A 26,597-nucleotide genomic window follows, 5' to 3' on the forward strand; every position below is an offset into this window, starting at 1 on the left:
ATATAAAGAAAATGGCCACAAGTATACATATTAGTCTGGATCATAAGTCTTACCTGCGCGAACCGGAGAGTACGGAACTGGGCAGAAAGATTATCTCAGAGAGCATCAGGATGATTGATGCCCTGGGCTCTGAGCAATTCACCTTTAAGAAACTGGCAGCGGAGATCGGCTCTACAGAGGCCTCTATTTACCGTTACTTCGAGAATAAGCACAAGCTGCTGGTGTACCTGGTATCGTGGTATTGGGCCTGGGTAGACTATACCGTTTCTTTTCAGACACACAATATTCAGGACCCGCGCCAGCGCCTGAGCAGGGCGCTGGAGGTGCTGACAAAGGCAGGTCAGGATGACGACCCGAATGTGGTTTATATTGACGAGCGCATTCTGTACCGCGTTGTGGTGGCTGAGTCGTCCAAGGTATACCACACCAAAGAGGTGGATGCTGAAAACAAGGCGGGTTACTTTTTAGAGATTAAGCGCCTGTGCCGCCGCCTGGCACAGATGGTACTGGACGTAAATCCTGCTTACCTTTATCCGCATGCGCTCATCAGCACGGTAATGGAAGCGGCACACCAGCAAATGTATTTTGCCAGGCACCTGCCGTCCTTAACAGAAATAAGAGACACGCAACGTCCGGCAGAAGAAACCGCACAGTTCCTGAAGCACCTTACTTTTTCAGCAATTGACAGTACACAACAGCAAAGCAAGCAATAAAACTATGGCTAACTCCAACACTCAACAGCATGCTACGCCCATGCAGCGTTTTTTAAACCTGCTTTCTATTGAGAAACGTGAAATTATTTACCTCTATGTTTATGCAGTAGCTGCAGGACTTATCAGTTTGGCATTACCACTGGGCATACAGAGTATTATTGGCTTTGTGTCCAGTGGTCAGATATCAGTATCAGTAGTCGTATTGATTGGATTGATTGTACTGGCTTTGCTGATTGTAGGCGGCTTGCAGGTAATGCAGCTGTGGCTGGTAGAGTACCTGCAGCAGCGCCTTTTTGCCAGAACCGCCTTCGACTTTGCCTACCGTATACCACGCCTGCAGGCCGAAGCCCTGAACAAATACTACCCGCCGGAGCTGATGAACCGCTTCTTTGATGTGGTGTCGCTGCAAAAGGGTTTAGCTAAAATACTGCTGGACTTCTCCTATGCCGTTATCCAGATTGTGTTCGGCCTGATTCTGCTCTCGCTTTACCATCCTTATTTTATCTTTTTAGGGGTAATACTGGTGGTTGTACTCGTCTTCATCATCTGGAGAACCGGTGACAGGGGCGTAGAGACAAGTATCATGGAATCGAAGTACAAGTATAAACTGGTAGCCTGGCTGGAAGAAATGGCTCGCTCGCTGAGTACATTTAAGCTGGTGGGACACACCAACCTGCCGATGCAGCGCACAGACGGCTATGTGAGCAGCTACCTGAAGGTACGGAAAGAGCACTTCGGCGTGCTCATGACGCAGTACCTAAGCTTTGTAGGCTTCAAGACCTTTATTACAGGCGGTCTGCTGGTATTAGGCTGTGTTCTGGTAGTGCAGCGGGAGATCAACATTGGTCAGTTCGTAGCTTCTGAAATCGTCATCATCCTGATAATGTCAGCGGTAGAGAAAATCATCATGAAGCTGGATACCGTTTACGATGTACTGACAAGCCTGGACAAGCTGGGGCACGTAACAGATCTGCCTCTCGAAGAAGTAGAGGGGATGAAACTGGAGGACCTTCCACTGCAGGGTGGCCTTGCTATTCAGGTGCAGAAATTGAGCTATAAGCATCCGAACACCAGCAAACAAACGCTCCAGAACATCAATTTCAAGATAAAACCGTCGGAGCGTATCTGCCTGGCAGGATATAACAACTCGGGCAAGAGCACGCTCATTAGTCTGCTGCTGGGCCTGTACCAGTCTTATGAGGGGAGCATTGTCTACAGTGGCATATCACTCCGCGACCTGCACATCGGTAATCTTCGCAGCCTTATCGGTGATAACATTTCGAAAGAACAGGTGTTTGATGGTACTCTGCTGGACAACATTACCCTGGGCAGCGATCTGCCACTACAGGACGTGCTTTGGGCCGTAGACCTGATAGGCCTCAGCGACTTTGTGCACGAGCTTCCAGACGGGCTGCAGACTTACCTGATTGGCGGCAGCCTGCGCCTGCCGGGTAGCATTGCCCGAAAGATAGTAATGGCCCGCAGCATTGTAAGACGCCCTAAACTGCTCATTATCGACGATTTCTGGGTGGGCATGAGCAAAAAAGAGAAGATGAACCTGATGCGTGCACTTACCAGCCAGCAGTTTGACTGGACCATGATCATTGTATCGAACGACCTGAATGTGATGGCGCTCTGCGACAATACGTTGCTGCTGCAGGACGGGCAACTGGTTGCCACAGGCAGTTATGAGCAAATCACCCAGCATGAACTATTGAGAGAGTTAACAGAAGTAACAGCTTAAGACGCAATGGCAAATACATTAAAAGATAGAAACCAAACCGACCACCTAGAGTTTGAGGCGATGCAGCAGGTGCAGACACCGCGCCAGGGCCGCATCCTCACTTACTGGATAGCGGGCATCTTTCTGGTAATACTGCTGTGCCTCTTTCTGCCCTGGACACAGAACATCAGTTCGCAGGGCATGCTGACGGCGCTTACGCCACAGGACAGGCCACAGACAGTGGAGGCCATTATAGCAGGCCGTATTGAGCAATGGTACATCATGGAAGGCACTTTTGTGAACAAAGGCGACACCATTGCCAGCTTATCAGAGATAAAAGAAAAATTCATGGACCCGAACCTGCTGGCCAACCTGAACGAGCAGCTGGAAGCAAAGCAGGGTTCTGCCGTAGCAACCGGAGACAAAGCCCGGGCCATGCAGGAGCAGATACAGGCACTGCGCGAGGGGCTGGTGTTCAGCCTGCAGAAAGGCCGCAACAAGGTAGAGCAAACACGCCTGAAAATGCAAAGCGACAGTATGGATGTGGTAGCACAGCGCACAGATCTGGCTATCGCCGAAGCCCAGTTTGCCCGACAGGAAAATCTCTACAACCAGGGGTTAAAGTCGCTGACAGAACTGGAGCAGCGCCGCCTGAAGCTGCAGGAAGCACAGGCAAAGCTCTTATCGGCTATAAATAAATTTGACGCGTCGCGTGCAGAATTGCAGAATGCCCGCACAGAGCTGAACTCGCTGCAGGCAGAGTATGCCGACAAGATTGCGAAGGCGGAGGCAGAGCTAAGCTCTACACGCTCCTATATTCTGGGTACCCAGGCAGAGGTGGCGAAGCTACAGAGCGAATACAACAGCACACAGGTCAGAAGCCAGTACTATCACGTGGTGGCACCGCAGGACGGTTACCTGGTCAGGACACTGAAAGCGGGTATCGGCGAAACAGTGAAAGAAGGCGAGGCCCTGGCTACTATCATGCCGCACAACCCGCAGCTGGCCGCCGAGCTGTACGTAGATGCCCTGGACTTGCCGCTGATAAAGCCGGGAGATGATATGCGCCTGCAGTTTGAGGGATGGCCTGCCCTGGTTTTCTCTGGTTGGCCGGGCGCCAGCTTCGGTACTTTTGGGGGCGAGGTAGCTGTTATTGACAATACTGGAACCAATGGCCAATACCGCCTGCTGGTAGTGCCGGACCCGGACCAGGAAGAATGGCCGGACGCCCTGCGTGTAGGCTCTGGTGTGCAAGGCTGGGCTATGCTGAACACAGTGCCTATCTGGTACGAGATCTGGCGCCAGCTGAACAATTTCCCTGCTGATTATACAGGGGATGCAAAACCTGCTGGAGCAAAGGACAATACTAAAACTACTGCCCAGGCGAAAAAAGAATAAGCTGAAGCATGACACTTAAGAATAACTATATGAGACTGCTGCTGGCACTGTTGCTGCTTGTGTTCTGTATGCCGATAACAAAAGCTCAGGTACAGGATTCGGCTCAGGTGCTAACGCTGCGGGATTTTCACCGACTGATATTGCAGCACCACCCGGTTGCCTCCCAGGCGGCTTTGCTCACAGAGCAGGCACGCCAGGAGCTACGGATGGCACGCGGCACCCTCGATCCTGTTGTCAGCAGCAAGGTGTACCGCAAAGAGTACAATGGGAAGGAATACTACAGCCTCTGGAGCAATACGCTGCGCATCCCTACCTGGTTCGGACCGGAACTTATAGCCGGCTATGATCAAACCCAGGGGCAATACCTGAACCCTGAGGCCAGCACTCCGGACAGGGGACTCAGCTATGCCGGCATCTCTGTTCCGCTGGGCCAGGGATTATTTATAGACGAGCGGCGTGCTGTTATCCGGCAGGCTGACCTGATGCAGGGTATAGCAGAAGCAGAGCGTGTAAAGCTCATCAACAAACTCTTGCTGCAGGCCACAAAAGACTATTGGGACTGGCTGCTCTACTTCCGTGAAATGCAGTTGTACCAGGAGTCGCTGGAGCTGGCAGACTTCAGGCTGAGAGCAGTGCGTACTCGTGTGCAGGAAGGAGACCTTGCCGCCATCGATACCGTAGAGGCACTCGTGGCTGTACAGGACCGCCTGGTAATGCTACAGCAGGCGCAGCTGGCCTACAACAACTCCAGACTGATGGTGGCTACCCACCTCTGGGGCCCTGACCAGGTGCCGCTCGAGCTGCAGGATAAAACAATACCTGCCTTGATCGGCAGCGAACTAACCTCTCTGCCTGAAGACTCTGTGCAGCAACTCCTGGAAATAGCCAAGCTGAACCACCCCGACTTGCGCAAGCTTTCCCTTAAGGGGCAACAGCTGGAGGTAGAACAGCGCTTTGCGGCAAACAAACTACTGCCCAAGTTGAATGCCGAATACAATGTGTTGCAAAGCGATTTCTACCTGAATTCGGATGTACTGGAGCGCCAGCACATGGGAGCGAATTACAAGCTAGGAGTGAGTTTTAGTATGCCGTTGTTTTTGCGGGAGGCACGGGGAAAGTTGCAGCTCACAAAAGCCAAGCAACAGGCAAACAGCCTGGAGTTCATACAAACTGCCCGTGAAGTAGAGAACCAACTCCTGGCTGCTTTTAACGAATGGCAGGCCCTGGAAGAACAAATCAGGTTACAGGAGCGAATGGTCGCCAATGCCGAGATTCTCCGGAACGGGGAGGTTATCCGTTTCCAGAACGGTGAAAGCTCACTTTTCCTGGTAAACTCCCGGGAGGTGAAACTAATGGAGTCACAGCTCAAGCTCTACGCTCTCCGGGCAAAATATGCTAAAGCCAAAACCATGTTGTATTGGTCTGCAGGTGAAATTTCAGTTGATTAGAACACGTTTGCAGCAACAGTGGAAAGATAAATATAAAGTTCCTGTAGAGGCGCAAAGTATTGCGCCTCTTTTTATTTCTGCCACAGCCACTTACAGCCAATAACCTCCTGTTTCTTTCTCCAGCGGCAGCCCCAGCACATGTGTTCCTGGTACCGAAAGCAAGAATATTTGTTAAAGCAGATGGTACAATTATTGAACTCTCCTCTTTGCAGAAGATGTTTAGACATCTTTCAGAATCAGCGCAGTCTATAAGTTTAAATAAACCAAACGTGTTAAAGATAATTCTTGCCTATACATTACTATTGGGCTTCCTTCTCCTGAATACAGGCTGTGAGAAGGATGCTTTCGCCTCCTCTGAGGCAGTGCCTGTGGAACCGGAGAAGGAGAAAGAATACTACCTCTCGTCGGAGCTGCTGACCAGTGTGCCTCATAATATGCTGCAGTCTGTTGCGTCCTCACAGGGTTATGCCACCTATGGCAACCAAATCAAGTATGGTGTGTCTGTTTATAAGGTAGTTTACAGCACCACCTACCAGGGAAAAGACATCAAAGCATCTGGTTTGATTTGTGTCCCGCAGGGTATCACCACTCCTGCACCCATCCTAAGCGCACAGCATGGCACCATTTTCACACAGAATGAGGCCCCTACTAATTTTAACGGCCTCTCCGGCTTCGAGCTTTTCGCCGCCGCCGGCTATGTCACGCTTATTCCGGACTACATCGGGTTTGGCGAGTCGAAAGACATTTTTCACCCTTACTATGACCAGAAGCACTCGGCACTGGCAGTGGTGGACATGATCAAGGCTGCCAAAGCTTTTGCCGAAGAGAAGGATATCCAGTTAAATGACAAGCTGTTTTTGGCAGGCTATTCTGAGGGAGGATACGTAACCCTGGCAGCACAGAAAGAAATAGAGACGAACCCGGCCCATGGCCTGCAAGTAACAGCCTCTGCTGCCGGTGCCGGTGGTTATGATTTAACAGCCATGTTAGCGGGTGTCGCCTCAGGTAAGGCTTACTCGTACCCGGCTTACCTGGCCTATGTGCTGCAGTCTTACATCCACACCAACAACTGGAAACGCCCGCTGACGGAATTCTTCCAGGAACCATACGCCACGAAGCTTCCGTCACTCTTCAACGGCCAGAACAGCGGTGGCGCTATTAACCGCAACCTTACAACAGACCCGAAGAAGCTTTTTGCTCCCGCTTTCTTCAACTCTCTGAAAGATGCAAACAAAGAAATAGCACTGAAGCAGGCCTTACAAACCAACAGCTTTCTGGATTGGGTACCACAAAGCCCTACCCGCCTCTACCACGGCACGGCCGATAACATTGTACCATTTGAGAACTCGAAGACGACATACGAGCGCTTTATTGCCGAAGGAGCTACACAAACAGAGTTCATCCCCCTAAAAGGCGGCACCCATGGCACCGCCTTTGTACCGATGCTACAGAACATGGTGCCCTGGATACAGTCGTTTTAATCTAAGTTTATCTTATGTAAAAGTCCCACAGTTGATTGCTATGGGACTTTTCTATTTTCTACCGTCTCCATCATTCATAAAAGAACAGCGCATCAACTATTCACAAAGACTAGAACCTCCCTCCTACCACTACCTTCTCTTTGTACTCCCGCTTCTGCCCATTCAGATCAAAGAGCTCGATGTAGAAAAGATAGTAACCGATAGCTGCCTTGGCACCGTCTTCCCTGAGTCCGTCCCAGCGAAAGAAGCCATTGGCAGCTAACAACTCGTTTCGGGCCAGCTTCCGAATTTCGCGGCCATGTGCATCGAAGACCGTGATGTTGGCAACAAAACCTGTCTGGGCGGTGGTGTAGTTAATAGTAGTAAAATCTTCATAGCCATCACCGTCCGGAGAGAAAACCTGAGGCTCCACCTGAAACAGCTGCTGCGCTGCCGCCACCTCCTGCGACTGCGAATTGCGGTAGCCGGGCGTGGCATAGCCAGCAGTGCTGGCAGCAGAATGAAAATTGCTCGCCTGCGTTGGCCCCTCCAGCCGAATCCGCTCCAGCGACACACCATTCAGGTCGTCTATCAGTTCAAAATGCATTGCAGCACTATAAGCGAAACGGTCGGCGGTGCGGCCATCCGGTTGCAGCACCACTACTGTGCCGGCATCGTCTGGGTAGCTAGGCAGGTTGCTCATTCTGATAAAGGCCTCCTGACGGGCAGCGGGATAGTTCATTCTGATATTGTCGGGGTTGGAAGTGAGCACCACGTACTGCCCGGGTGCCAGTACATAGTTTGCGGCTGTGATGGTGCGGTTGTTGGCGATACTGTCGCCGCTGATATTGGCAAGCTGCCAGTGCTTCAGGTTCAGGTGCTTGCTGCTGCGATTCACCAGCTCCACAAAATCCACTCCTCCTGAACGTGGGTTAAAAAGAACTTCGTTGATCACCACATCACCAGGCGCTGGCGCAGAAGGCAGCGCAAAAGTAAAAGTCAGAGGTTGGGAACTGAGGTTACCGGAACAGTCACTTATTTTAGAGGCCGTTAAGGTATACTGCCGGCTCTCCTGCAGAGGAGTAGCTAAAGTAATTATGGCTTCTGTAAAGAGTGGCCCCTGCACTTCCACATTGGCAATCGTAATCTGTGGGCTGAGGCTGTAGTTAGCCATTGTAGCCGCCTGTGCACTATCGAGCCGCTCACTGAAGCGTAGCAGGAGTTGTTCAGGGGCAACAGTTGTGACATCTGTTAACGTAGGTGGCGTATTATCAGGGTTGGCAGTCGCTACGGAGTTTGCCTGTGCAGGTGTACCGCCACGTGGATCAACAGAAGCTGTCCAGTTTTCGATACCGCCGCAGGGGTTGGCTACATCTACCATTTCGAGGCTCCAGCCACCTTCCCGCTTGCCGTTGTCTTTGTACCAGGCGTCGGAGTAGTGAACTGCATAAATGAGGCGGCCATTGGGCTGGCGCAGCTGCAGCAGTTCACCGCTGTTATTTAAGCCAGGAAAGTTACTGATGCCGATCACTTTGCCGTACCCGCTGAAGTGCTGTACCTGCGCATTCGGCACCACCACGGCATACTCTTCTGGCAACAACTGCACATTCGGAAAAGTAGCCGTAGAGGTGGCATCAGCGTAGCGTATACCCTGCAGGCTGAGCACTTTGTTTGTAGGATTGTGCAGCTCGATATACTCCTGTGGTGGCAGCCCCACGGCTGGAGATTCATCGGCCATAATTTCGGTGATAATTAGTTCATTGTAACCAGGCAATACAGCCGGCGGCATAAAGCTGAAGATCCTGTTAACAGGAGCTGACAACCTGTTTCCATGTAGGTCTGACAAACCGGTTATGCTGAGTTGGTTGGTACCTCCACTAAAGCCCTGGCCGAAGACCAACCGGACAGTTCCGGCTTCGGTTAGCTCTGCTATGAGTGGCTTCTGGCTTCCGTTCAAGGTATAGTTCGCTTCCTCCTGCGCTGCCGCTGATTGCAGCGGCTCGTTAAAATAAAGTGTCAGCTCCTGCGTATTTGCCGTTTGCAGTTCCTCCAGCACGGGCGGCTGCATATCAGTAATGGTAAACTCGTCAAAGAAGAATTTCTGGCTGTTCGCTGACGAGTACCGCAGCAGCAATCCAAAGTAATGGGAGCGCTTGTACCTGGCATCAATGGCAGTACCCTGACTCACGTAATGCTGCCCGGTGCCGGAAAGGTCAATTGCCAACTCCCACTCATACGCTACGTTTCTTGTCACGCGCACCCGCACCACGTTGTCGGTAGGACTGCTGATGGTCTGGTCTTCGCCGTTGATAAGGTTGACAGCCGGTCTTCCTGCGTCTTTCCGGAAAAGGCTTACCTCATCCGGTGTGCCACCAATGCGCACAAAATACCCGCTGGTGCTATTGCTTTGCAGATCTTCGGAGTCAGCGATGAGGAAGACATCGGCATAATTACCAGCGGATGTAGCAAGCTTTAAGTTGGCCCAGAATTCCCAGGTAGTGCCTACTACGGCCCGGGAGGGTGTAACCAATTGCAGTACGGTGCCGGTGATAGCCGGCCCATTGCTTTGCAGTTGCCCTTGCGGGTTCACCACAAAGCTGTTTTCGTCGCCAACCCAGGCAGGATTATGGGTAAAGTTGCCATCTGAGAAACGCTCCTGTAGTTGTGCCTGCGAAAAGAACGGGAGCAGTAGAAGCAGAGTTAGTAAACGGTTTTGCATAGGCTACCGTGCAGTATGGACTTTAAATTATAAAAGGTGCTGGCTCATGATGAATCTAACTTTATTTCCGGCAGGAAACGCTTCATCGTAAGGCCATAGTTTAGAACATAACCGATTGCACTTTAACAGCTTCGTTAACTGTAGAATACAATTTTTAGTTATAAAAACAATGAATATGTGCTAATTAAGGCTGTTCTGAACCTCCCGAATGCTTTTACGTCTTGGCATCAGCACCTTAAACGCACAGCCTGCCAAGTATACTTTCTGCAGCAGCAGGTTACCTGCTCAATAAACCCGTTCTGCGAACTGTTTTTGATAATAAAGCATAGCAACTGCCCCGCTGGTTAAGATTTTTGCATAAAAAACTCTAAAAAACTGCGGAAGTAGCAGAAGTATAGCGTTTAATGTTTCTATCGTTTGCATATTTGTGGAGAAATCTTATTTACTTTGCGAATGTATAGCAGGTCGTACCGGCATTCTGCAACTCTAACGAAGTAAGGTTGTAAGCCTGCCTGCAAAGCAAAAGTATGCCCGTAGCAGCATCGCCCACTTTAGGGCTTTCAGCTTCAAGGAGCACAGGTAGTTGAAGAACGCCTGCCTTATAGAAGAAACATTTATCTATTTATACCTTAAAACAATGAAAGTAGCAGTTGTAGGCGCCACAGGATTGGTTGGCGGCGAAATTTTAAAAGTACTGGAGGAGCGTAATTTTCCGGTGGATGAGTTGTTGTTGGTTGCTTCTGAGAGGTCTGTTGGTAAACAGATGGAGTTTAAAGGTAAACAGATAAAGGTTATCGGGATGCAGGATGCAATTGCAGCTGCCCCGCAAATTGCGATTTTCTCTGCCGGTGGCGGCACTTCCACAGAGTGGGCTCCTAAGTTTGCAGAGGCCGGAATCACGGTGGTAGACAACTCATCGGCCTGGCGCATGGACCCAACCAAGAAACTGGTAGTACCTGAAATAAATGCAGATGAGCTAACGCAGGACGATAAAATCATTGCAAATCCAAACTGCTCTACCATCCAGATGGTGGTGGTGCTGAACAAGCTGCACGAAGAGCTGAAAGCGAAGCGTATTGTGGTAAGCACCTACCAGTCGGTAACAGGCACGGGTAAGGCGGCTGTAGATCAGCTGATGAACGAGCGCGCCGGCAAAGACGGAGAAAAAGCATACCCGTACCAGATTGACCTGAACGTATTGCCACACATTGACGTGTTCCAGGACAACGGTTACACCAAAGAGGAAATGAAAATGATCCTCGAGACAAAGAAAATCATGGGCGATGATTCTATTCGGGTTACGGCTACAGCAGTGCGTATCCCGGTGATGGGAGGTCACTCTGAGTCGGTGAACGTGGAGTTTGAGAAAGACTTTTCTTTGGATGACATCTACCGCATCCTGAACGAAACAGAAGGCGTGGTGGTGGTAGACGATGTAAAGAACCTGCAGTACCCGATGCCGAAAGACGCACACGGCAAAGACGAAGTATTGGTAGGCCGTATCCGCTTAGACGAAACGCAGCCGCGCACTGTGAATATGTGGATTGTGGCTGATAACCTGCGCAAAGGCGCTGCCACCAATGCCGTGCAGATTGCAGAGTACCTGATGAAGCACGAACTGGTGTAGACAGCATAACATAAACAGCACGATTAAATACTCTTCCGTACCATGAAGTACGGAAGCTACAATGGGGGCTTGTTAGCCCCCATTTTTTATTTACACATGCTGGAAAACCAGTTAGGTTTAACGGTAGACAGATAGAGGGCAAACAGGCGTTTTAGGCCTAAACGGAAGGTTTGCTTGTTCATACCGGAAAAATCAGTTAACCAAATTGAGGTTTAAAATAAAAATATCTTTAAATTAAGCACCTCATTGAAAACCAGAATTTTAAGTAATGCTGCTGTAAGCACTTACCTCAACCCTATTTATCACATGAAATTAGTCACACGCGTTTTATTATCTGCCGCTGTTTTAGGCTTTGTAGCCTGCTCTGAAGCAGAACAGAAAGAAACTATCACGACGGCTCCTCTTAATCTGCCAACATCTGCACCAGTAACAGATACTTCAACGCAAGATGCAACAGCAGGCTTAAATCCGGCACATGGCCAGCCAAACCATCGCTGCGACATACCAGTTGGAACGCCTTTGAGCGCTCCTGCACAGCCTAACCTGAGTGTGCAGCCAACTGTAGCGCCGCCTACCCCTAAAATAAAAGGCGCCGTAGCAGGCGGCATCAACCCGCCTCACGGCGAACTGGGGCATGATTGCTCTGTTCCGGTAGGGGCAGCACTAAACTAATAGTTAAGACAGATTTAAGTTACCATAAGAACGGGTACATTCACTGAGCTGCTATTCATGCGGACCATTGAATGTACCCGTTTGTTGATAGGTTATTCTGACACTACAAGCGCAGCTCAGGGATGGTAATACCCTACCATGTACATGGCTAAACCGGCCAGTGCACTTATTCCTATCCATGGAATCATACCGACCTTGAACCGGTACATGGCCACCAAAGAGATAAGTATCCAGCCGAGGCTGAAATAATCTATTGTAACCGTATCACTGCCTTCCCTGAATACCACAGCCTTTCCAAAATAAACGGTCAGGTTCAGGACAACACCAACAACGGCAGCGGTGACAACACTCAGAATGGCTTTTATACGCGCATTATTTTGTGTTCTTTCTATGATAGGTGCCCCAATCAGTATAAAGAGAAAGCAGGGCAAAAAGGTATAAAAAACGGTAGCAAACAGCCCCAGAGTGCCCATCAGCAGTGAACTGCTGAAATGGTTATACCCTGCCATAAATCCGACAAAAGCCAGCACCATAATCAGGGGCCCCGGTGTGGTTTCGCCCAGCGCCAGTCCGTCAATCATCTGATAGCTACTGAGCCAGTCGAGTTTTTCAACTGCTACCTGTGCCACATAAGGCAGCACCGCATAGGCACCGCCAAAAGTAACTAGAGCAGCCTTCGTAAAAAACAGCGACAGCTCAGACCAGAAATCGGTGTTCTGTAGCAGTAGGTGGTAAAGTATAAACGGTGCTCCCCAGAGCAGCAGTGCTGTTCCAAGCTGCACTGCCACTCTTTTCCAGCTAAACCCAACATAGGGCAGCACGGTGGCTTTGTTGATGTAGTACCCTGATTCATGGTCTGTCTTCTTTTCTTCTGATATTCGCTGCTGAAGCACACCCGGGAATAACCATAGCATGGCCAGCGCCACCACAATAGTACCCAGAATAATAAAGGGGAACGGTACATTCAGGAAATATATCAGAATAAAGCTCAGCGGCGCCAGCACATAATGCGGCCAGCTAACCAGCGCTTTTTTACTTATCTTAACTAAAGCCAGCGCTACAATAGCCACTACAGCAGGCTTTAACCCATAAAACAGAGCGGACACCCAGGGAATGCTGCCGTATGTAACATAAACCACACAAAGCCCCAGCAGGATGAATACGGAGGGCAGCACAAACAGTATTCCGGCTGTTAAGCCGCCCCGCACGCCATGCAGCAGCCAACCAGTGTATGTTGCCAGTTGTTGCGCTTCTGGGCCTGGAAGCAGCATACAATAGTTAAGTGCATGCAAGAACCGGGAATCAGATATCCACTTCTTTTGCTCTACTACAAAGGCATGCATGATGCCAATCTGTCCCGCTGGCCCGCCAAAGCTGATGAATCCCAGTTTCAGCCAGAAGAAAAAGGCTTCTCTGAAACGTGGTGCATCCTGGGCCAGTACAGGGGTATCAGCTTGCATAGCAGAATAATTGATTGATGAAAGTTTAAGGAACCGGCACCACTGCAGGTGACTGATCCCCTATTATGGGGCTGCTGTCGCCTCCTCCTCCGGGCACCCTGCTTCTATCATTTCGCTTAAGTTAGCAGCACATTCTACAGGAATGAAGGGATATACGGTATTCCCGTTGTTACAGTACTTAAAGGTCGCAAACCTGGTTCGGCTGCGGGGATACACCCACCTGTCTTCGTTACACCCATAGACAAACAAGGGAAACTCTCTGTAATTGTAGTCGGTGTAGGAGACTACCTGTCCGTCTTTTACAAACAGGAGCCTTCTGTTAAGCTCCGGAACAGTGGCACCTTCCCATTTAAACCCGATGGCATCGCTGATAGCACGCTTGTCTTCTCCCGCCTGGAAAAAGTACAGGGTATCCCACTCGAATTCTGTAAGGTTTGCCAGGTCTACTACATTATACCTATTTTCGCCCATCTCCTCTTCCTCCACCGCAGACCGCAGCTTGTCCAGCAAATCGTTATTGCTGTCGGAACAACTCAGGAACGTTGTGATTGTGAATAACAGGAATATTTTTCTTAGCATAATACGTCTTTTATAATGCAGGTTAACGGCAACAAACGCCGTGCTACGTTTTACGAGCAAGAACATGTTTCTTAAAAAGGCAGGTTCAAGCCGAAAGTAGTCATTTTCAGCTAAAAGTCTACCTTATACAGCCACTCCATCTGGTTTTGAGTGACAAACTGGGGCATTGCCCGGAAAAGGCCGTTGCGGATGCTGCCCAGCAGCGGTTGCTGCCATTGCGCCACCTGCCCCAGCAGCCTTGAAAGGCGAACGACTTTTGCTGTCCGGGCTATCCGCCGCTTTTCGTAAAGCACCAGCGCCCCAGCCAATTTTGTTTGCTGCTTCAGGCACTGCCCCAACACAACCGCATCCTCAATGGCCTGGCAGGCACCCTGGCCCATATTAGGAGTGGTGGCATGCGCAGCATCTCCCAGGAGCACAACCCGCCCAAACACAAACTTGTCCAGGGGCTTTATGTCTGCAATGTCGTTCCAGATAAGTTGCTCCGGTTTTGTGCCAGCCAGTACAGCCTCTATAGGAGGATTTACCCCTGCAAAATGTGCTGCTAAATCCCCTGGAGTCATTTGCTGCATGCGCTCATCCCGCTCCAGTGCATTGATACAGGCATACCAGTAGATACTATTGTCCTGCAGTGGCGCTATGCCTACGCGCCCCTGCGGCGCCCAGGTTTCAGCCGAAATCATAGTATTGATTTCAACTCCCGGGTTCTGAATAACAGCGCGCCAACAGGTGTAACCGGCATAGCGGGGCCGGCTCTGCGGCAACAGCTGCCGGCGTACTACCGAGTTGATGCCATCGGCGGCAACAACTAGCTCAGCTGTGGACTGGGTGCCATCTGAAAAGCTTACCTGCACCTGATCTGCCAGTTGATGTATGTCTGCGCAGCGCTTGCCTAAGATCAGCGAGCCAGGCTTTAAGTGATTTTGCAGCACTTCGTGCAGGTCCGCTCTGTGGATCACAAAGTTGCTAATGCCGTACTTCCTGCTCAAAGGGCGGGTGTCAAGGTTGCTGATTACGTTTCCGTTTTCATCAAACATGACCAGCGCTGTCAGCTGTTTTCCACGCGCCACCACAGCATCGTGTACGCCTAAACGCGCTAAACCCTGCATGGCATTGGCCGCCAGCCCCACTCCTGCTCCTACCGGCCTCAGTTCAGGTGCGGCCTCATATACCACCGCCTCTATGCCTGCTTTCTGCAGCGCAATGGCAGCACATAAACCACCAATTCCTCCTCCTATAATAATGACTTTCATTTAGCTTGATTTATAGCGTTACGTCAAATATAGCGTTGCGCCAAAGTCCCGGCGGGGCGGCTGTTGATAGCTTAGGATTTCATAAGCTTCTTTAGCTCCAGAGGGGCGGCCTGTTATTATATCGTAAACAGGTCGCTCCTCTGGAGCTCTGCCGTTTTTGGTACATCAAACTATCAACAGGCCGCCCCGCTGGGACTATAGCTTGACGAACGTTGGTTTGCGTAACACCTGATTATATAAACATATGGCTTCTTCACCTTCTGCTTATACTGACACCTACTATTTCTACCTATAAAAATAAAGAAGCAGCACAAGTATACCTCATGCTGCTCTCTCTGTTCATTTTTTTCATTTGTTTTCCTTCGCGTCAGGCACGCACCTCGCTTTGCTTCGGGTAGTGTCCGAATACTTTTGCAATCCACCTTGGCAGGAAGATAGACCCTAGCACAAGGTAGGGATAATACGTAATCAGGCGGTACAGCACGACCACAATGCTACTGAAAGCACCCAAGAAAATGCCAAAGAAGCTAGGGAAGGCCATCTCCACAATACCAGCCCCTCCCGGTGTAATGGCTATCAGCATCACAATCCAGAAAATAAGGTTGCGGGAAATGATGAGCATATGCTCGCTGAACGTAACATCGGTAAAAGCCGCAATAAGGCAGTTGAGCAGGAAATAGCGGGCACTCCACACAAAGATGGTGGAGATAATAGCCCTAGCCCAGTAATTAAAACCCTTGCCTTTCAGTTGCTCTGATGCCCACACAATCTCGTTGCCATGCTGGAAGGCATTCACGCGCCACTTGCGCAGGAAACGGGCAGAAGTAATCTTTAACAACAGCCACTTAAATGCCCTCGGTTTTACAAAAAGGGCGTAAATCATGGCGAAGGTATACACCGCAATCAGGCTATAGCTGATATAAAAGGCAGATTGCAGCTTGGCTACATCAGAGGGCTCGAGGTTAAAGGTCGGGAAAACCTGCCCCTGCGTCAGCAGCAACGCGATAGGCGCCGCCACAATAAAGAACATATTATCCAGCACAGCCGTGAGCATGACATATGCCAGCGACTTGCCCAGCGGAATTCCTTCTTTGTTCAGGATGATAGTCGCAATGGTAGTACCGCCCACCACGGAAGGCGTAATAGCGGAGGCAAACTCCCAAAGCATGATCACGTCAATGCTATTGCGCCAGGTCAGGAACTTATCGGTGAGGCTCCGGATACGGTACATATAGCCGGCATCGCGCACTACCAGTACCAGCAGCGCCGCCACTAGCCACCACACGTTAGCCTGGGCCAGGCCCTTCAGTTCGCTTACTTTATCGTCTCGTATAAAAAGCCAGGCCGTCGCTGCCAACCCCAGAACTACTGGTATCAGTATTTTGACAGGGCTAAAGCTTTTAAGTATTGTCTTCTCGTTCTGGTCCATGTAGGTGTAATGGCTTACTTCCTGCCCATGCCTGCATTACACATGCGGCGGCAGATGCATAAGCTTTTAACTAATTGCTTGCCAACAACTGGCCTTAGCCATAATTTGTTTTGTGTCACCTGCTTATTCCTCTATCAACAGCTGCATTACCTGCGCAGCCTGCCCTTCGGCTACGGTGATGATGAAGTCGTTGAAGCCCTCTCCCACTTCCACACCTATCAGGTTTAGCTGCAGCATGTCCAGAATAGCCAGGAAATTAAAAATCATTCCTATTTTATCCGGAAATTCCGCGATGAGCTGTGAGAAAGCCAGCTGGCTGCGCTCCGTCACCATCCGCATAATAAGGTCCCGCTGTTCTTCAATGGTATAGGGATACGTGATAACGGTGTGTTTAGGTCGGCTTTGCTCCTCGTCGTAGCGCACCATTACCTTCTCGAACACCCGCATCAGCTTGTACAGGCTCAGGTCCTGCAACTCGTATTCAAAGTGGTTGGCAAGGGCTATCTGCTGCAACTCCTCGTGTATGTTGCCCCTATTCTCCTGTGCCAGGCGCTGGTCCTCCATTGCGGTCAGGTCCGGAATGGCACTCTTGTACTTTTTGTACTCCAGCAGGTGCTGCACCAGCTCCTCCCGCGGGTCTATCTCATTGCCTTCCTCGTCTTTCTCCACGCGCGGCAGCAGCATCTTGGCCTTGATGCGCATGAGTGTGGCAGCCGTCAGGATAAAATCGCTAGCCACCTCTATATTAAGCTGCTCCAGCTGCTGAAGGTATCCCATGAACTCATTCGTAATCTGAAAGATAGGAATGTCATGAATGTTCAGTTCGTCGCGCTCAATAAAGAAGAGCAGCAGGTCGAAAGGGCCTTTGAACAATGGTAATTTAATCTCGAAACTCACCTGTTAATAAGCTATGTTTTAGGCGCCTGGGCAGCGCGGTTCGCAAAATTAAGGATTTTCGGCAGATGGCTGCCATAAAAGCCTCCTCTACAACCAAAAGCAGAACGGGCATGGTTCAGAACTTGTAACTTAAATAGGAATACATCATGTAAACTACTGCCCCTGCCGGCTCGCTTCCCCTTTCGGAATGCCAGCAGGAACAGCTTTTTTAAGAATAAATATATTTTTCACTATATACAATCAGGCCTTTTTTCCTTCGCTCCCGTATGAAACAACGGCTAAAGAGAACGCTTTTTATCTAATTTTATTAACTTTACCCGTTGGCTGTAAGCGTAAATGTCGCCTTTGTAAACTTTCGCTGCATTTTTTTGTTGGGTCTATTAAAGACAATCCTATGATTATTAAACCCGGAGAGCTGCTGGCCTCTATCGACACACCTGCCGACCTGCGGAACCTGAAGGAAGCGCAACTGTTGCAGGTATGCCAGGAACTAAGGCAGTATATCATTGATGTCGTTTCGATACATGGTGGCCATTTTGGTGCCAGTCTCGGCGTGGTAGAGCTTACAACAGCCCTTCACTATGTATTCAACACACCTTATGACCAGCTGGTGTGGGATGTGGGGCACCAGGCGTACGGGCATAAAATTCTGACCGGCCGCCGCGACATTTTCCACACTAACCGTAAGTACGGCGGTATTTCCGGCTTCCCGAAAAGAAAAGAGAGCGAATACGACACCTTTGGCGTAGGCCACTCCAGCACCTCCATCTCGGCGGCTCTGGGTATGGCGGTTGCCTCTAAATATAAAGGCGAAGAAAAACGCCAGCACATTGCCATAATCGGGGATGGCGCTATGACAGGCGGAATGGCCTTTGAAGCGCTGAACCATGGCGGCGTGGCAAATGCCAACCTGCTGGTGGTGCTCAACGACAACTGCATGAGCATTGACCCGAATGTGGGTGCCCTCAAAGAATATTTAACGGATATTACCACCTCCCGCACTTATAATAAGATGCGCGATGAGGTGTGGAAGATATTAGGCAAAATCAGTAAGTTCGGCCCTGATGCCCGCACAGTTGTTTCGAAGATTGAGAGCGGTGTAAAAGCGGCTATCCTAAAGCAGAGTAACCTGTTCGAAGGCCTCAACTTCCGTTACTTCGGCCCTATCGACGGCCACGACATCAACCACCTTGTGTCGGTGATGGAGGACCTGAAGCATATTCCAGGTCCGAAAATCCTGCACTGCCTCACTACGAAGGGGAAAGGCTTTGCGCTGGCCGAAAAAGACCAGACCAAATGGCATGCACCAGGCCTGTTTGATAAGATTACTGGAGAAATCTATAAAAAGCACCACGACACGCTACAGCCTCCGAAGTACCAGGATGTTTTTGGCCATACCATTGTGGAGCTGGCCGAGCAGAATCCGAAGATTATGGGTGTTACGCCTGCTATGCCATCTGGCTGCTCGCTTAATATTATGATGAAGGCGATGCCAGAACGCGCTTTCGACGTGGGCATTGCCGAGCAACATGCAGTTACGTTCTCTGCCGGTTTGGCCACGCAGGGGATGATTCCGTTCTGCAACATCTACAGCACGTTTATGCAGCGCGGCTACGACCAGGTGGTGCACGATGTGTGCCTGCAGAACCTGCCGGTGGTTTTTTGCTTAGACAGAGCGGGCTTTGCCGGCGCCGATGGTCCGACACACCACGGTGCCTATGACATTGCCTACATGCGCTGCATCCCGAACATGGTCGTATCCGCCCCGATGAACGAGCAGGAACTGCGCAACCTGATGTATACGGCCACACAAGACGGCGCCGGCCCGTTCACTATCCGTTACCCACGCGGTGAGGGTGTGATGCCGAACTGGCGCACGCCGCTGGAGCTAATTGAAATTGGCAAAGGCCGCACCGTACAGGAAGGCGAGGAAGTAGCTATCCTTACCTTTGGCCATATCGGAAACTATGCGGTTGATGTGTGCAAGAAGCTGAAGTATGACGGCATTACGCCTGGCCACTACGACATGCGCTTTGCCAAGCCACTGGATGAGGAACTGCTGCACCATGTCTTCAGCAAGTATGACAAAGTAATTACTGTGGAAGATGGCTGCCTGCAGGGCGGTTTTGGTAGTGCCGTGCTGGAGTTTATGGTTGACAACGGCTATACCGCACAGGTTAAACGCCTGGGTATTCCGGACAAGATTTTCGAGCATGGTTCACAGCTTGAGCTGCACAAAGAAGCAGGTATGGATCCTTCCGCCATAGAGCGCACTGTTCGCCAACTGGTTGGCGCTTCAGTAAAGGCCCCCATTTAGACTAAAGACGTATTGATTATATAAAGCCCCACAGCGTTTCAGAACCTGTGGGGCTTTTTGTTTGTCTGAATCAGGATTTACTGGATGTTTGGAATGAGCAGGATTATCGCCGAATCTTAATCTACACTATAAGATAACTTAAAAGCCGCCTTCAGCTGATAGTGAAGTATAAGGGACATAAATGAAATAAATTTGTAAATTCAATCTTGTGTATCCTCAACATCCAGTAAATCCTGATTCAGACAAACTATGGCAAACACTTACATTGATGCGGGTTCTGTTGATGCATTGGTCTTTCTGCATGGCTTCTGTGAAAGTAAAGAGGAATGGGCAGAATTCATGAAACCGCTGCAGCAACAGTTCAGGACCATTGCATTAGACCTTCTGGGGCACGGCGACAACACAGAGAACATCAGCAGCTACAGCATGGAAAGCATGGCAGAAGATGTGAAGCGCCAGTTAGATGAGTTAGGTGTAAAGAAATGCCTCCTGATCGGGCACTCTATGGGCGGCTACGTTAGCATGGCCTTTGCAGAAAAATACGGTCATATGCTGAACGGTCTCTGCCTCTTCCACTCCTCTGCCCTACCCGACACAGAAGAGAAAAAGGAAAACCGAAACAAGACGATAGATTATGTGGAGCGCCACGGGGTAGTGAACTTCATCAATCCTTTTGTGGAGCCGCTCTTTTACCGCGAAAACCGGGACCGCCTGAGTAGCGCAGTAGAAATGATGAAAGAGATCGGCCGCCAGACGCCAAAAGAAACAGTATTGGGTGCCCTCGCTGCCATGCGCGACCGCCCGGACCGCTCAGAAGTGTTGAAAGAGGTAAAATCCCCGGTGCTGTTTATTTTCGGGAAAGACGATGGTGCCGTGCCGCTCGAGAAGGCCCTGGAGCAATGCCACCTGCCTGATAACAGCATGGTTTACTTTATCGCAAAGACAGGGCATATGGGCATGTTCGAACGCACATACGAAACCCGCAAAACGCTGCAGAAATTTGCCGAAACGATTTTTGGATAGTAAAGAGGTAGAGAGTTTAGGAGGTAGAGAGTTAGCTTAAACTTGGCACTGTTAACCTGAAACAGAAGCAGGTAAGGAAATCATTCTGCATAAAGGAATTCAAACGCCTGTTAATCCTTATAGCTATTAATAAGAATAAGCTCAGCTTTTATTTTTAACTTTCTAACTCTCTGACTCCCCTACTTTCTAACTCAAAAAAGCTCTCTAACTTAAATGTCAGTTGTGATTGCGCCAGCGCCGGCCCGTATTTTGCCCACCATTGTGTTCTCCCAGTTTGCCGGCACTTCGCTTTGGTTTGCTGGCAATGCGGTGCTGCCAGAGCTGCAGGCATCGCTGCAGCTGCAGGAAGGTGCACTGGGCCTGCTGACATCGGCTGTGCAGTTTGGCTTCATACTGGGCACTCTCTGCTTTGCCCTCTTCTCACTGGCTGACCGAATATCGCCGAGGCTGCTGTTCCTGATTTGTGCGTTACTGGGCGCCACAGCTAACGTACTGGTAGTCTTCTCTGCTACCAGTGTGGGAGGCGTACTGCTGTTGCGCAGCCTTACAGGCTTTCTGCTGGCTGGCATTTATCCGGTGGGCATGAAGATAGCCGCCAATTGGTACAGCGGCAGACTGGGCAAAGCTATCGGTTATCTGGTGGGGGCGCTGGTGCTGGGCACCGCTTTCCCGCATCTGCTGCGCGGGCTAGGGACCGCTCTTCCCTGGCAGACTATGTTGCTGGCGGTAAGCGTGTTGGCAGCGTTGGGAGGGTTACTGATGTACCTGCTGGTGCCTGACGGCCCTTACCATAGCAAAGGTGCCCGTTTTGATGTAGTTAATATGCTCAAGGTCTTCAGGGCTAGGGAGTTTCGCGCTGCTGCTTTTGGGTACTTCGGGCATATGTGGGAATTGTACACGCTGTGGGCTTTTGTGCCATTCCTGCTGGCCTATGCACTTCCGCAGACGCCACCAGAGCAGCTCTCCATCTATAGCTTTTGCGTAATAGCGGCGGGGACTGTAGGGTGCATTGGAGGCGGTTACTTGTCCCAGCGCTGGGGCAGTGGCCGTGTGGCGTTTGTGCAGTTGCTGCTGTCAGGCATTTGCTGCATCCTGTCGGTGTGGCTGCTCCAGGCACCTCTCCTGGTGCTGCCATTTATGCTGTTCTGGGGATTAGTAGTGGTCGGTGACTCGCCTCAGTTTTCTGCGCTTACGGCCAAAACGGCACCGCCACAACTGGTGGGCACTGCCCTCACCGTAGTGACCTGTATCGGGTTCGCCATCACCATCGGGAGCATACAGCTTACAGGTTATCTGATCACCCTTGTACCGCCGCATTTCGCGTTCCTGCTCCTTGCTTTTGGGCCTCTGGTTGGCTTGCTTTCGATACGCCCTTTACTCCGAAAATAAAAGCGGCAGCCTGATGTACACAGACTGCCGCCTAAAAAATCGAAACTTCTCTATTATATACTTTGAATGCCGGAAAGAGTTGTTTTATTTTTTTGCTTTCAGCTTCATTTCTGAACCATCCGGTACCTTCAGGTTCATTTCATCTTCCGTCAGCTTTGTCACTTCAAAGTTCTGGGTTACGTTCTGGTCTTCAAACTGAAGCGTCAGGCGTTTGGCAGATTGGTCAAAAGACCAGGTACCTGTGCGGAGAACTCCGCTCTCACCCAGCGCAAAGCGGCCATCTGCATAAAACTGCATGCCTCCCTGCTGATCTTTATCTACCGGCTCTACTTCCTGGCCGGATGAATTCATTTCCTCATCCGCTACCCAGGTTTTATTGTTAGTCCCCGAAATCATATTTTCAGAACCAACTTCGTTGTTCCCCCCACAACTCACCAGCACCACTGCAAACAGCATAGCCAGCAGCATGTTTAGTGGGTTCTTATAATTGTTTTTATTCATAGTTATCATAATGTCTCTCGTTTGTTCATAATGTATTTCACTGCTTCTAGCAGGCCACAGCCTGTCTATGCTTGATGCTTACGTTCTTCGCTTTGTTGCCGTTGCAATAACGGCACCTACACAACTAACTCCCATTGCCGGCGTATTTTAACATAAGCGGCTTTCGCTAAGCACCGTAGCCGCACTTAATGATTACGTTTGACTTAAAAATTTATACCGATATGGGATTAATGGATTTTTTTAAAAAGGGAAAAGAGGAACCTGCAAAACCAGCAGCAAAACCTACTACAAACCCTAAAGGAACAGATACAGTAACACGCACTCCGGGCAACCCGAATCATGCTTTTTATAATGAAAATGACATGAACAAAATAAAGCCCACCACTCCTTCGCAGGACATTTATTCTGTGCAGAGCGGGGATTCACTTTCCAAAATCGCTAAAAAGCATTATGGCGATGCCAATGCCTGGAAACGCATTTATGAAGCAAACAAAGATACAGTAGGGCCTAATCCAGACCTGATCCGGCCTGGCCAGCGCCTCGTGATTCCGAGAGACTAGCTATATGCTTATAAACAGCAGCGGCCGGCATTGTACAATGCCGGCCGCTGCTGTTTATGAGTACCTTTGATTTTTCTGAACATAAAAAAGGAAGCCCAACATTTACAGTCAGGCTTCCTTTCAATAAATCAATAAGTAATTTTTAATGCTTAGAAGCGCTCATCGGCAGAGAAGAAGAAGTCGCCTTCAATCTGCGCGTTCTCATCAGAGTCAGAACCGTGCACGGCGTTAGCCTCAATAGACTTCGCGTATTTTTTACGGATAGTACCTTCCTCAGCCTGTGCCGGGTTAGTAGCACCTATCAGTTTGCGGAAATCTTCCACCGCGTTGTCTTTCTCCAGAATCATCGCCACAATAGGGCCGGAAGACATATACTTTACAAGGTCGCCGTAGAACGGACGCTCCTTGTGTACTTCATAAAATTTACCGGCACGCTCCTCAGATAGCTTTGTTTTTTTCATTGCTACAATACGGAAGCCGCCTTCCTCAATCATTTTGGTAATGCCGCCAATGTGGTTTTCAGCAACCGCATCAGGCTTAATCATAGTGAATGTCTTGTTTCCGGCCATGTCTCTTTAATCTATATTAGGTTATACTTTAAGTTTCGGACTGCAAAAGTAGGGCATTTCAGATAAAAACAGCATACTTTCTATTATACTTTAGTTAACTCTTACATTCCTCCCAAGGTTATTCCGCAGCGCCTAATCATGCCTAAAGCGCTAATTAATTGCTTTAGAAGTATTTTCTTCTCAAATTTGCGCCTTATATCCTTATTAATCAGAGGATTTAAATCTATAGTATGCACAATATCAATGCGCTGCAAGAGCTTTTGCAGGAGCCTAAAGAGGTAATGATCACCACCCATCATAAGCCGGATGCGGATGCATTGGGTTCTTCGCTGGGTTTGGCCGGATACCTTAAAAAGAAAGGCCACCGTGTTACGGTTATCACGCCTTCTGATTACCCCGAATTCCTGAACTGGATGGAGGGCAACGATGACGTTATCGTGTACTCTGAGAAAAACGATGCCCTGGTGCAGCGTATCATAGCGGAGTCGCAGGTGATTTTCTGCCTTGACTTTAACACGCTTTCCCGCATCAACGAGATGGGCGAATACATCCGGCAGGCTCAGGGCACAAAGGTCCTGATTGACCACCACCTGGAACCGGAGCAATTTGCTGACCTGGACTATGCCAACACCAGTGCAGCAGCTACTGCCGAAATCGTGTATGACCTGATAAAGGCGATGGGCGATGCAGACCTGATAGACACGGGCATCGGGGAGTGCCTCTATGCCGGCATTATGACCGATACAGGCTCTTTCCGCCATCCCAGCACCTCCAAAAACGTGCACCTGATTATTGCAGACCTGCTGCAGATTGGGGTAGAAACCTCTAACATTCACCGCCTTATTTACGACAGCTCCACGGAACTGCGCCTGCGCTTTCTGGGTTATGCTTTGAAAGATAAGCTCGTGGTGCTGCAGGAGTATAATACAGCTTACATCGCTATTACGGCAGATGAACTGAAAGCTTACAACTCTAAAACAGGTGATACAGAGGGCCTTGTAAATTATGCGCTTTCCATTGAAGGCATAGTATTTGCAGCGCTCATCATCGACCGCACACAGGCAGTAAAAATGTCGTTCCGGTCGGTAGGTGATTTCTCTGCAAACGAGTTTGCACGGGCCCACTTCAACGGAGGAGGTCATAAAAACGCAGCTGGCGGTATCTCTATGGATACACTGGAAGCCACTGTACAAAAATTCGAAAGCCTGTTGCCGCTCTACAAGGACCAGCTGCAGCACGCTAAAACCAAGTAAAATTTATCACAACTTATATCAATGCTATCTAAAACTAAATTTTTGCTGCCAGTGATAGCTGGTGCTTTCCTGTTGCAAAGCTGCAACAATAACAAGGACGAGTTTTATACAACGGCTGATGGCCTGACCTATAAAATTTACGAAAAAACAGAAGACGGTGAGTACAAGAACAAAGGCCAGGTTGCCCCTGATGATTCTACTGGTGCCAAAATCGGACAAGTAGTAACCATGCAGATGTCTTACAGAAACGCTGAAGATTCTGTCCTGTTCGACTCCCGCACACAGGATCAGCCTGTTATGATTCCGGTAATGGAGCCAACGTTTAAGGGTAGCTTAGAGCAGGCCCTCATGATGCTTTCTCCGGGTGATAGCGGCGTGTTTAAAGTAAGCGCTGACTCTCTCTTCGCAAAGACTTTTGCCCAGCCAATGCCCCCATTCATTAAGCCAGGCTCACACTTGACTTTCTTCATCAAAGCCGAGAAAGTGCAGTCTAGAGAGCAGGCAATGGCAGACCAGCAGAAAATGTTTGAGGAGCAGATGCAGGCAGCACAGGCCCGTGCTGCGGAGCAAATCAAGATTGATGACAAGAAGATCCAGGAGTACATCCAGCAAAACAACCTGCAGAATGTACAGAAAACTGAATCCGGCGTTTATTATTTAGTGAATGAGCCGGGTAAAGGCCCTCAGGCCAGTGTAGGCGACCAGGTTTCAGTACACTACAAGCTGTCTCACCTGGATGGCAAGGAGCTGGAGAGCTCACGCAACAACCCAATGGCAAATGGCGAGCCATTCAAATTTACACTTGGCCAGGGCCAGGTAATTAAAGGATGGGATGAGGCTATCCAGGAACTGCAGGAAGGCAGCGAAGCTACTTTGCTAATTCCTTCTACGCTGGCTTACGGTGAGCAGGATCGTGGTCCTGACATGCCAGCCAATTCCATTCTGCGTTTCGACGTGGAATTGGTAGATGTACAGAAGCAGTAATCAACGTATTTTTTTCTCATGCAAAACATTATGTCATATCTTGGTAATAGAAGCCGCCTGCTACAGGCGCTTCTGTTCTTTGTAACTCTCGGAATCCTTGCTTCCTGCTCCAGCGATGAACAATTGTACTTCGACCCTGTGCAACAGCGCGAAAAGGATGATAAGCTCATTCAGGATTACCTGAAAGCTAACAATGTGGATATGGCCACTGTAACCAAGACCAACTCCGGGTTATATTATCAGCCGGTGGAGCAAGGCACCGGCATCAAGGTAGAGTCTGGTGACAATGTAGAGGTACACTATACCGGCATACTGATAAATGGCACTAAGTTTGACTCCAGCGTGGACAGAGAGGAAACCTTTAAGTTTATGGTTGGTGCAGGAAGAGTGATTAAAGGATGGGACGAAGGTTTGAAAATGATGAAAGTGGGCGAAAAGGCCCGCCTGTACATTCCTTCCCATTTAGGCTACGGCCGTTATCCTACCGGAGGCATACCAGCAAATTCAGTGCTTATCTTCGATATAGAGGTTATCAGCATACAGTAATTTAATTTCTGATAAAACAGAAAACCGGGGTAATGTAGCTGTACATGCCCCGGTTTTTTTATGCCTTCCCGTTTCCG

General features: G+C 49.7%; 22 protein-coding genes. 14 read left to right on the forward strand and 8 right to left on the reverse strand.

Annotated features, from left to right (window positions below; translation table 11 throughout):
• Positions 1-11 precede the first annotated feature (11 nt).
• The 5 genes from ACYVB1_RS20740 (at position 12) to ACYVB1_RS20760 (ending at position 6,763) form a co-directional block, all read left to right on the forward strand.
• Positions 12-713, forward strand: coding sequence for a TetR/AcrR family transcriptional regulator (locus ACYVB1_RS20740; protein WP_460925724.1), 702 nt, complete (start codon positions 12-14; stop codon positions 711-713).
• Between the two features lie 4 nt (positions 714-717).
• Positions 718-2,457, forward strand: a complete 1,740-nt coding sequence (locus tag ACYVB1_RS20745) for a peptidase domain-containing ABC transporter (protein WP_460925725.1) — start codon at positions 718-720, stop codon at positions 2,455-2,457.
• A 6-nt stretch (positions 2,458-2,463) separates the two neighbouring features.
• Positions 2,464-3,834 carry an HlyD family secretion protein gene (locus tag ACYVB1_RS20750; RefSeq protein ID WP_460925726.1) on the forward strand — a complete coding sequence of 457 codons (1,371 nt, stop codon included), beginning with the start codon at positions 2,464-2,466 and terminating at the stop codon, positions 3,832-3,834.
• A gap of 8 nt (positions 3,835-3,842) precedes the next feature.
• Complete coding sequence (locus ACYVB1_RS20755; RefSeq protein ID WP_460925727.1) at positions 3,843-5,282, forward strand: TolC family protein; 1,440 nt, start codon at positions 3,843-3,845, stop codon at positions 5,280-5,282.
• Between the two features lie 269 nt (positions 5,283-5,551).
• Positions 5,552-6,763, forward strand: a complete 1,212-nt coding sequence (locus ACYVB1_RS20760; protein ID WP_460925728.1) for a lipase family protein — start codon at positions 5,552-5,554, stop codon at positions 6,761-6,763.
• 109 nt (positions 6,764-6,872) lie between these two features.
• Here ACYVB1_RS20760 and ACYVB1_RS20765 read toward each other — a convergent pair whose 3' ends face one another.
• Positions 6,873-9,461 carry a lamin tail domain-containing protein gene (locus ACYVB1_RS20765; RefSeq protein WP_460925729.1) on the reverse strand — a complete coding sequence of 863 codons (2,589 nt, stop codon included), beginning with the start codon at positions 9,459-9,461 and terminating at the stop codon, positions 6,873-6,875.
• A gap of 637 nt (positions 9,462-10,098) precedes the next feature.
• Between ACYVB1_RS20765 and ACYVB1_RS20770 the strand changes: the two genes are divergently transcribed.
• Both ACYVB1_RS20770 and ACYVB1_RS20775 read left to right on the forward strand, forming a co-directional pair.
• Positions 10,099-11,088 (forward strand): aspartate-semialdehyde dehydrogenase, encoded by a 990-nt coding sequence (locus ACYVB1_RS20770; protein ID WP_460925730.1) that lies wholly within the window; start codon positions 10,099-10,101, stop codon positions 11,086-11,088.
• A gap of 306 nt (positions 11,089-11,394) precedes the next feature.
• Complete coding sequence (locus ACYVB1_RS20775; RefSeq protein WP_460925731.1) at positions 11,395-11,760, forward strand: hypothetical protein; 366 nt, start codon at positions 11,395-11,397, stop codon at positions 11,758-11,760.
• 116 nt (positions 11,761-11,876) lie between these two features.
• On the opposite strand, the gene chrA is transcribed toward ACYVB1_RS20775, so the two are convergent.
• The 5 genes from chrA to ACYVB1_RS20800 all read right to left on the reverse strand — a co-directional run bounded on the left by chrA (position 11,877) and on the right by ACYVB1_RS20800 (position 17,378).
• Entirely contained in the window at positions 11,877-13,220 is a 1,344-nt protein-coding gene (gene chrA, locus ACYVB1_RS20780) for a chromate efflux transporter (protein ID WP_460925732.1), read from the reverse strand.
• Positions 13,221-13,283: 63 nt separating this feature from the next.
• A complete protein-coding gene (locus ACYVB1_RS20785) occupies positions 13,284-13,799 on the reverse strand; it encodes a hypothetical protein (protein WP_460925733.1) in 516 nt (171 codons plus the stop codon).
• 110 nt (positions 13,800-13,909) lie between these two features.
• Positions 13,910-15,052 carry an FAD-dependent monooxygenase gene (locus tag ACYVB1_RS20790; RefSeq protein WP_460925734.1) on the reverse strand — a complete coding sequence of 381 codons (1,143 nt, stop codon included), beginning with the start codon at positions 15,050-15,052 and terminating at the stop codon, positions 13,910-13,912.
• Positions 15,053-15,419: 367 nt separating this feature from the next.
• Positions 15,420-16,481 carry a lysylphosphatidylglycerol synthase transmembrane domain-containing protein gene (locus ACYVB1_RS20795; RefSeq protein ID WP_460925735.1) on the reverse strand — a complete coding sequence of 354 codons (1,062 nt, stop codon included), beginning with the start codon at positions 16,479-16,481 and terminating at the stop codon, positions 15,420-15,422.
• Positions 16,482-16,604: 123 nt separating this feature from the next.
• Positions 16,605-17,378, reverse strand: a complete 774-nt coding sequence (locus tag ACYVB1_RS20800) for a segregation and condensation protein A (protein WP_460925736.1) — start codon at positions 17,376-17,378, stop codon at positions 16,605-16,607.
• 394 nt (positions 17,379-17,772) lie between these two features.
• Here ACYVB1_RS20800 and dxs point away from each other — a divergent pair, with 394 nt between their 5' ends.
• The 3 genes from dxs to ACYVB1_RS20815 all read left to right on the forward strand — a co-directional run bounded on the left by dxs (position 17,773) and on the right by ACYVB1_RS20815 (position 22,107).
• Positions 17,773-19,695 carry a 1-deoxy-D-xylulose-5-phosphate synthase gene (dxs, locus tag ACYVB1_RS20805; protein ID WP_460925737.1) on the forward strand — a complete coding sequence of 641 codons (1,923 nt, stop codon included), beginning with the start codon at positions 17,773-17,775 and terminating at the stop codon, positions 19,693-19,695.
• Between the two features lie 249 nt (positions 19,696-19,944).
• Positions 19,945-20,718: an alpha/beta fold hydrolase gene (locus tag ACYVB1_RS20810; RefSeq protein ID WP_460925738.1), complete on the forward strand. Its 774-nt coding sequence runs from the start codon at positions 19,945-19,947 to the stop codon at positions 20,716-20,718.
• 213 nt (positions 20,719-20,931) lie between these two features.
• On the forward strand, positions 20,932-22,107 hold the full coding sequence (locus ACYVB1_RS20815; RefSeq protein WP_460925739.1) for an MFS transporter: 1,176 nt from the start codon (positions 20,932-20,934) through the stop codon (positions 22,105-22,107).
• Between the two features lie 84 nt (positions 22,108-22,191).
• On the opposite strand, the gene ACYVB1_RS20820 is transcribed toward ACYVB1_RS20815, so the two are convergent.
• On the reverse strand, positions 22,192-22,608 hold the full coding sequence (locus ACYVB1_RS20820) for a lipocalin family protein (RefSeq protein ID WP_460925740.1): 417 nt from the start codon (positions 22,606-22,608) through the stop codon (positions 22,192-22,194).
• A gap of 230 nt (positions 22,609-22,838) precedes the next feature.
• Here ACYVB1_RS20820 and ACYVB1_RS20825 point away from each other — a divergent pair, with 230 nt between their 5' ends.
• Entirely contained in the window at positions 22,839-23,168 is a 330-nt protein-coding gene (locus ACYVB1_RS20825) for a LysM peptidoglycan-binding domain-containing protein (protein ID WP_460925741.1), read from the forward strand.
• 149 nt (positions 23,169-23,317) lie between these two features.
• On the opposite strand, the gene ACYVB1_RS20830 is transcribed toward ACYVB1_RS20825, so the two are convergent.
• Positions 23,318-23,737 (reverse strand): nucleoside-diphosphate kinase, encoded by a 420-nt coding sequence (locus tag ACYVB1_RS20830; RefSeq protein WP_460925742.1) that lies wholly within the window; start codon positions 23,735-23,737, stop codon positions 23,318-23,320.
• A 230-nt stretch (positions 23,738-23,967) separates the two neighbouring features.
• Here ACYVB1_RS20830 and ACYVB1_RS20835 point away from each other — a divergent pair, with 230 nt between their 5' ends.
• Genes ACYVB1_RS20835 through ACYVB1_RS20845 form a run of 3 tightly spaced genes read left to right on the forward strand, consistent with a single transcriptional unit; the run spans position 23,968 to position 26,520 of the window.
• Positions 23,968-24,990: a DHH family phosphoesterase gene (locus ACYVB1_RS20835; protein WP_460925743.1), complete on the forward strand. Its 1,023-nt coding sequence runs from the start codon at positions 23,968-23,970 to the stop codon at positions 24,988-24,990.
• A gap of 21 nt (positions 24,991-25,011) precedes the next feature.
• Positions 25,012-25,974, forward strand: coding sequence for an FKBP-type peptidyl-prolyl cis-trans isomerase (locus ACYVB1_RS20840; protein WP_460925744.1), 963 nt, complete (start codon positions 25,012-25,014; stop codon positions 25,972-25,974).
• 30 nt (positions 25,975-26,004) lie between these two features.
• Entirely contained in the window at positions 26,005-26,520 is a 516-nt protein-coding gene (locus tag ACYVB1_RS20845) for an FKBP-type peptidyl-prolyl cis-trans isomerase (RefSeq protein WP_460925745.1), read from the forward strand.
• Positions 26,521-26,597 lie beyond the last annotated feature (77 nt).

This window comes from Pontibacter brevis (genome assembly GCF_054779655.1).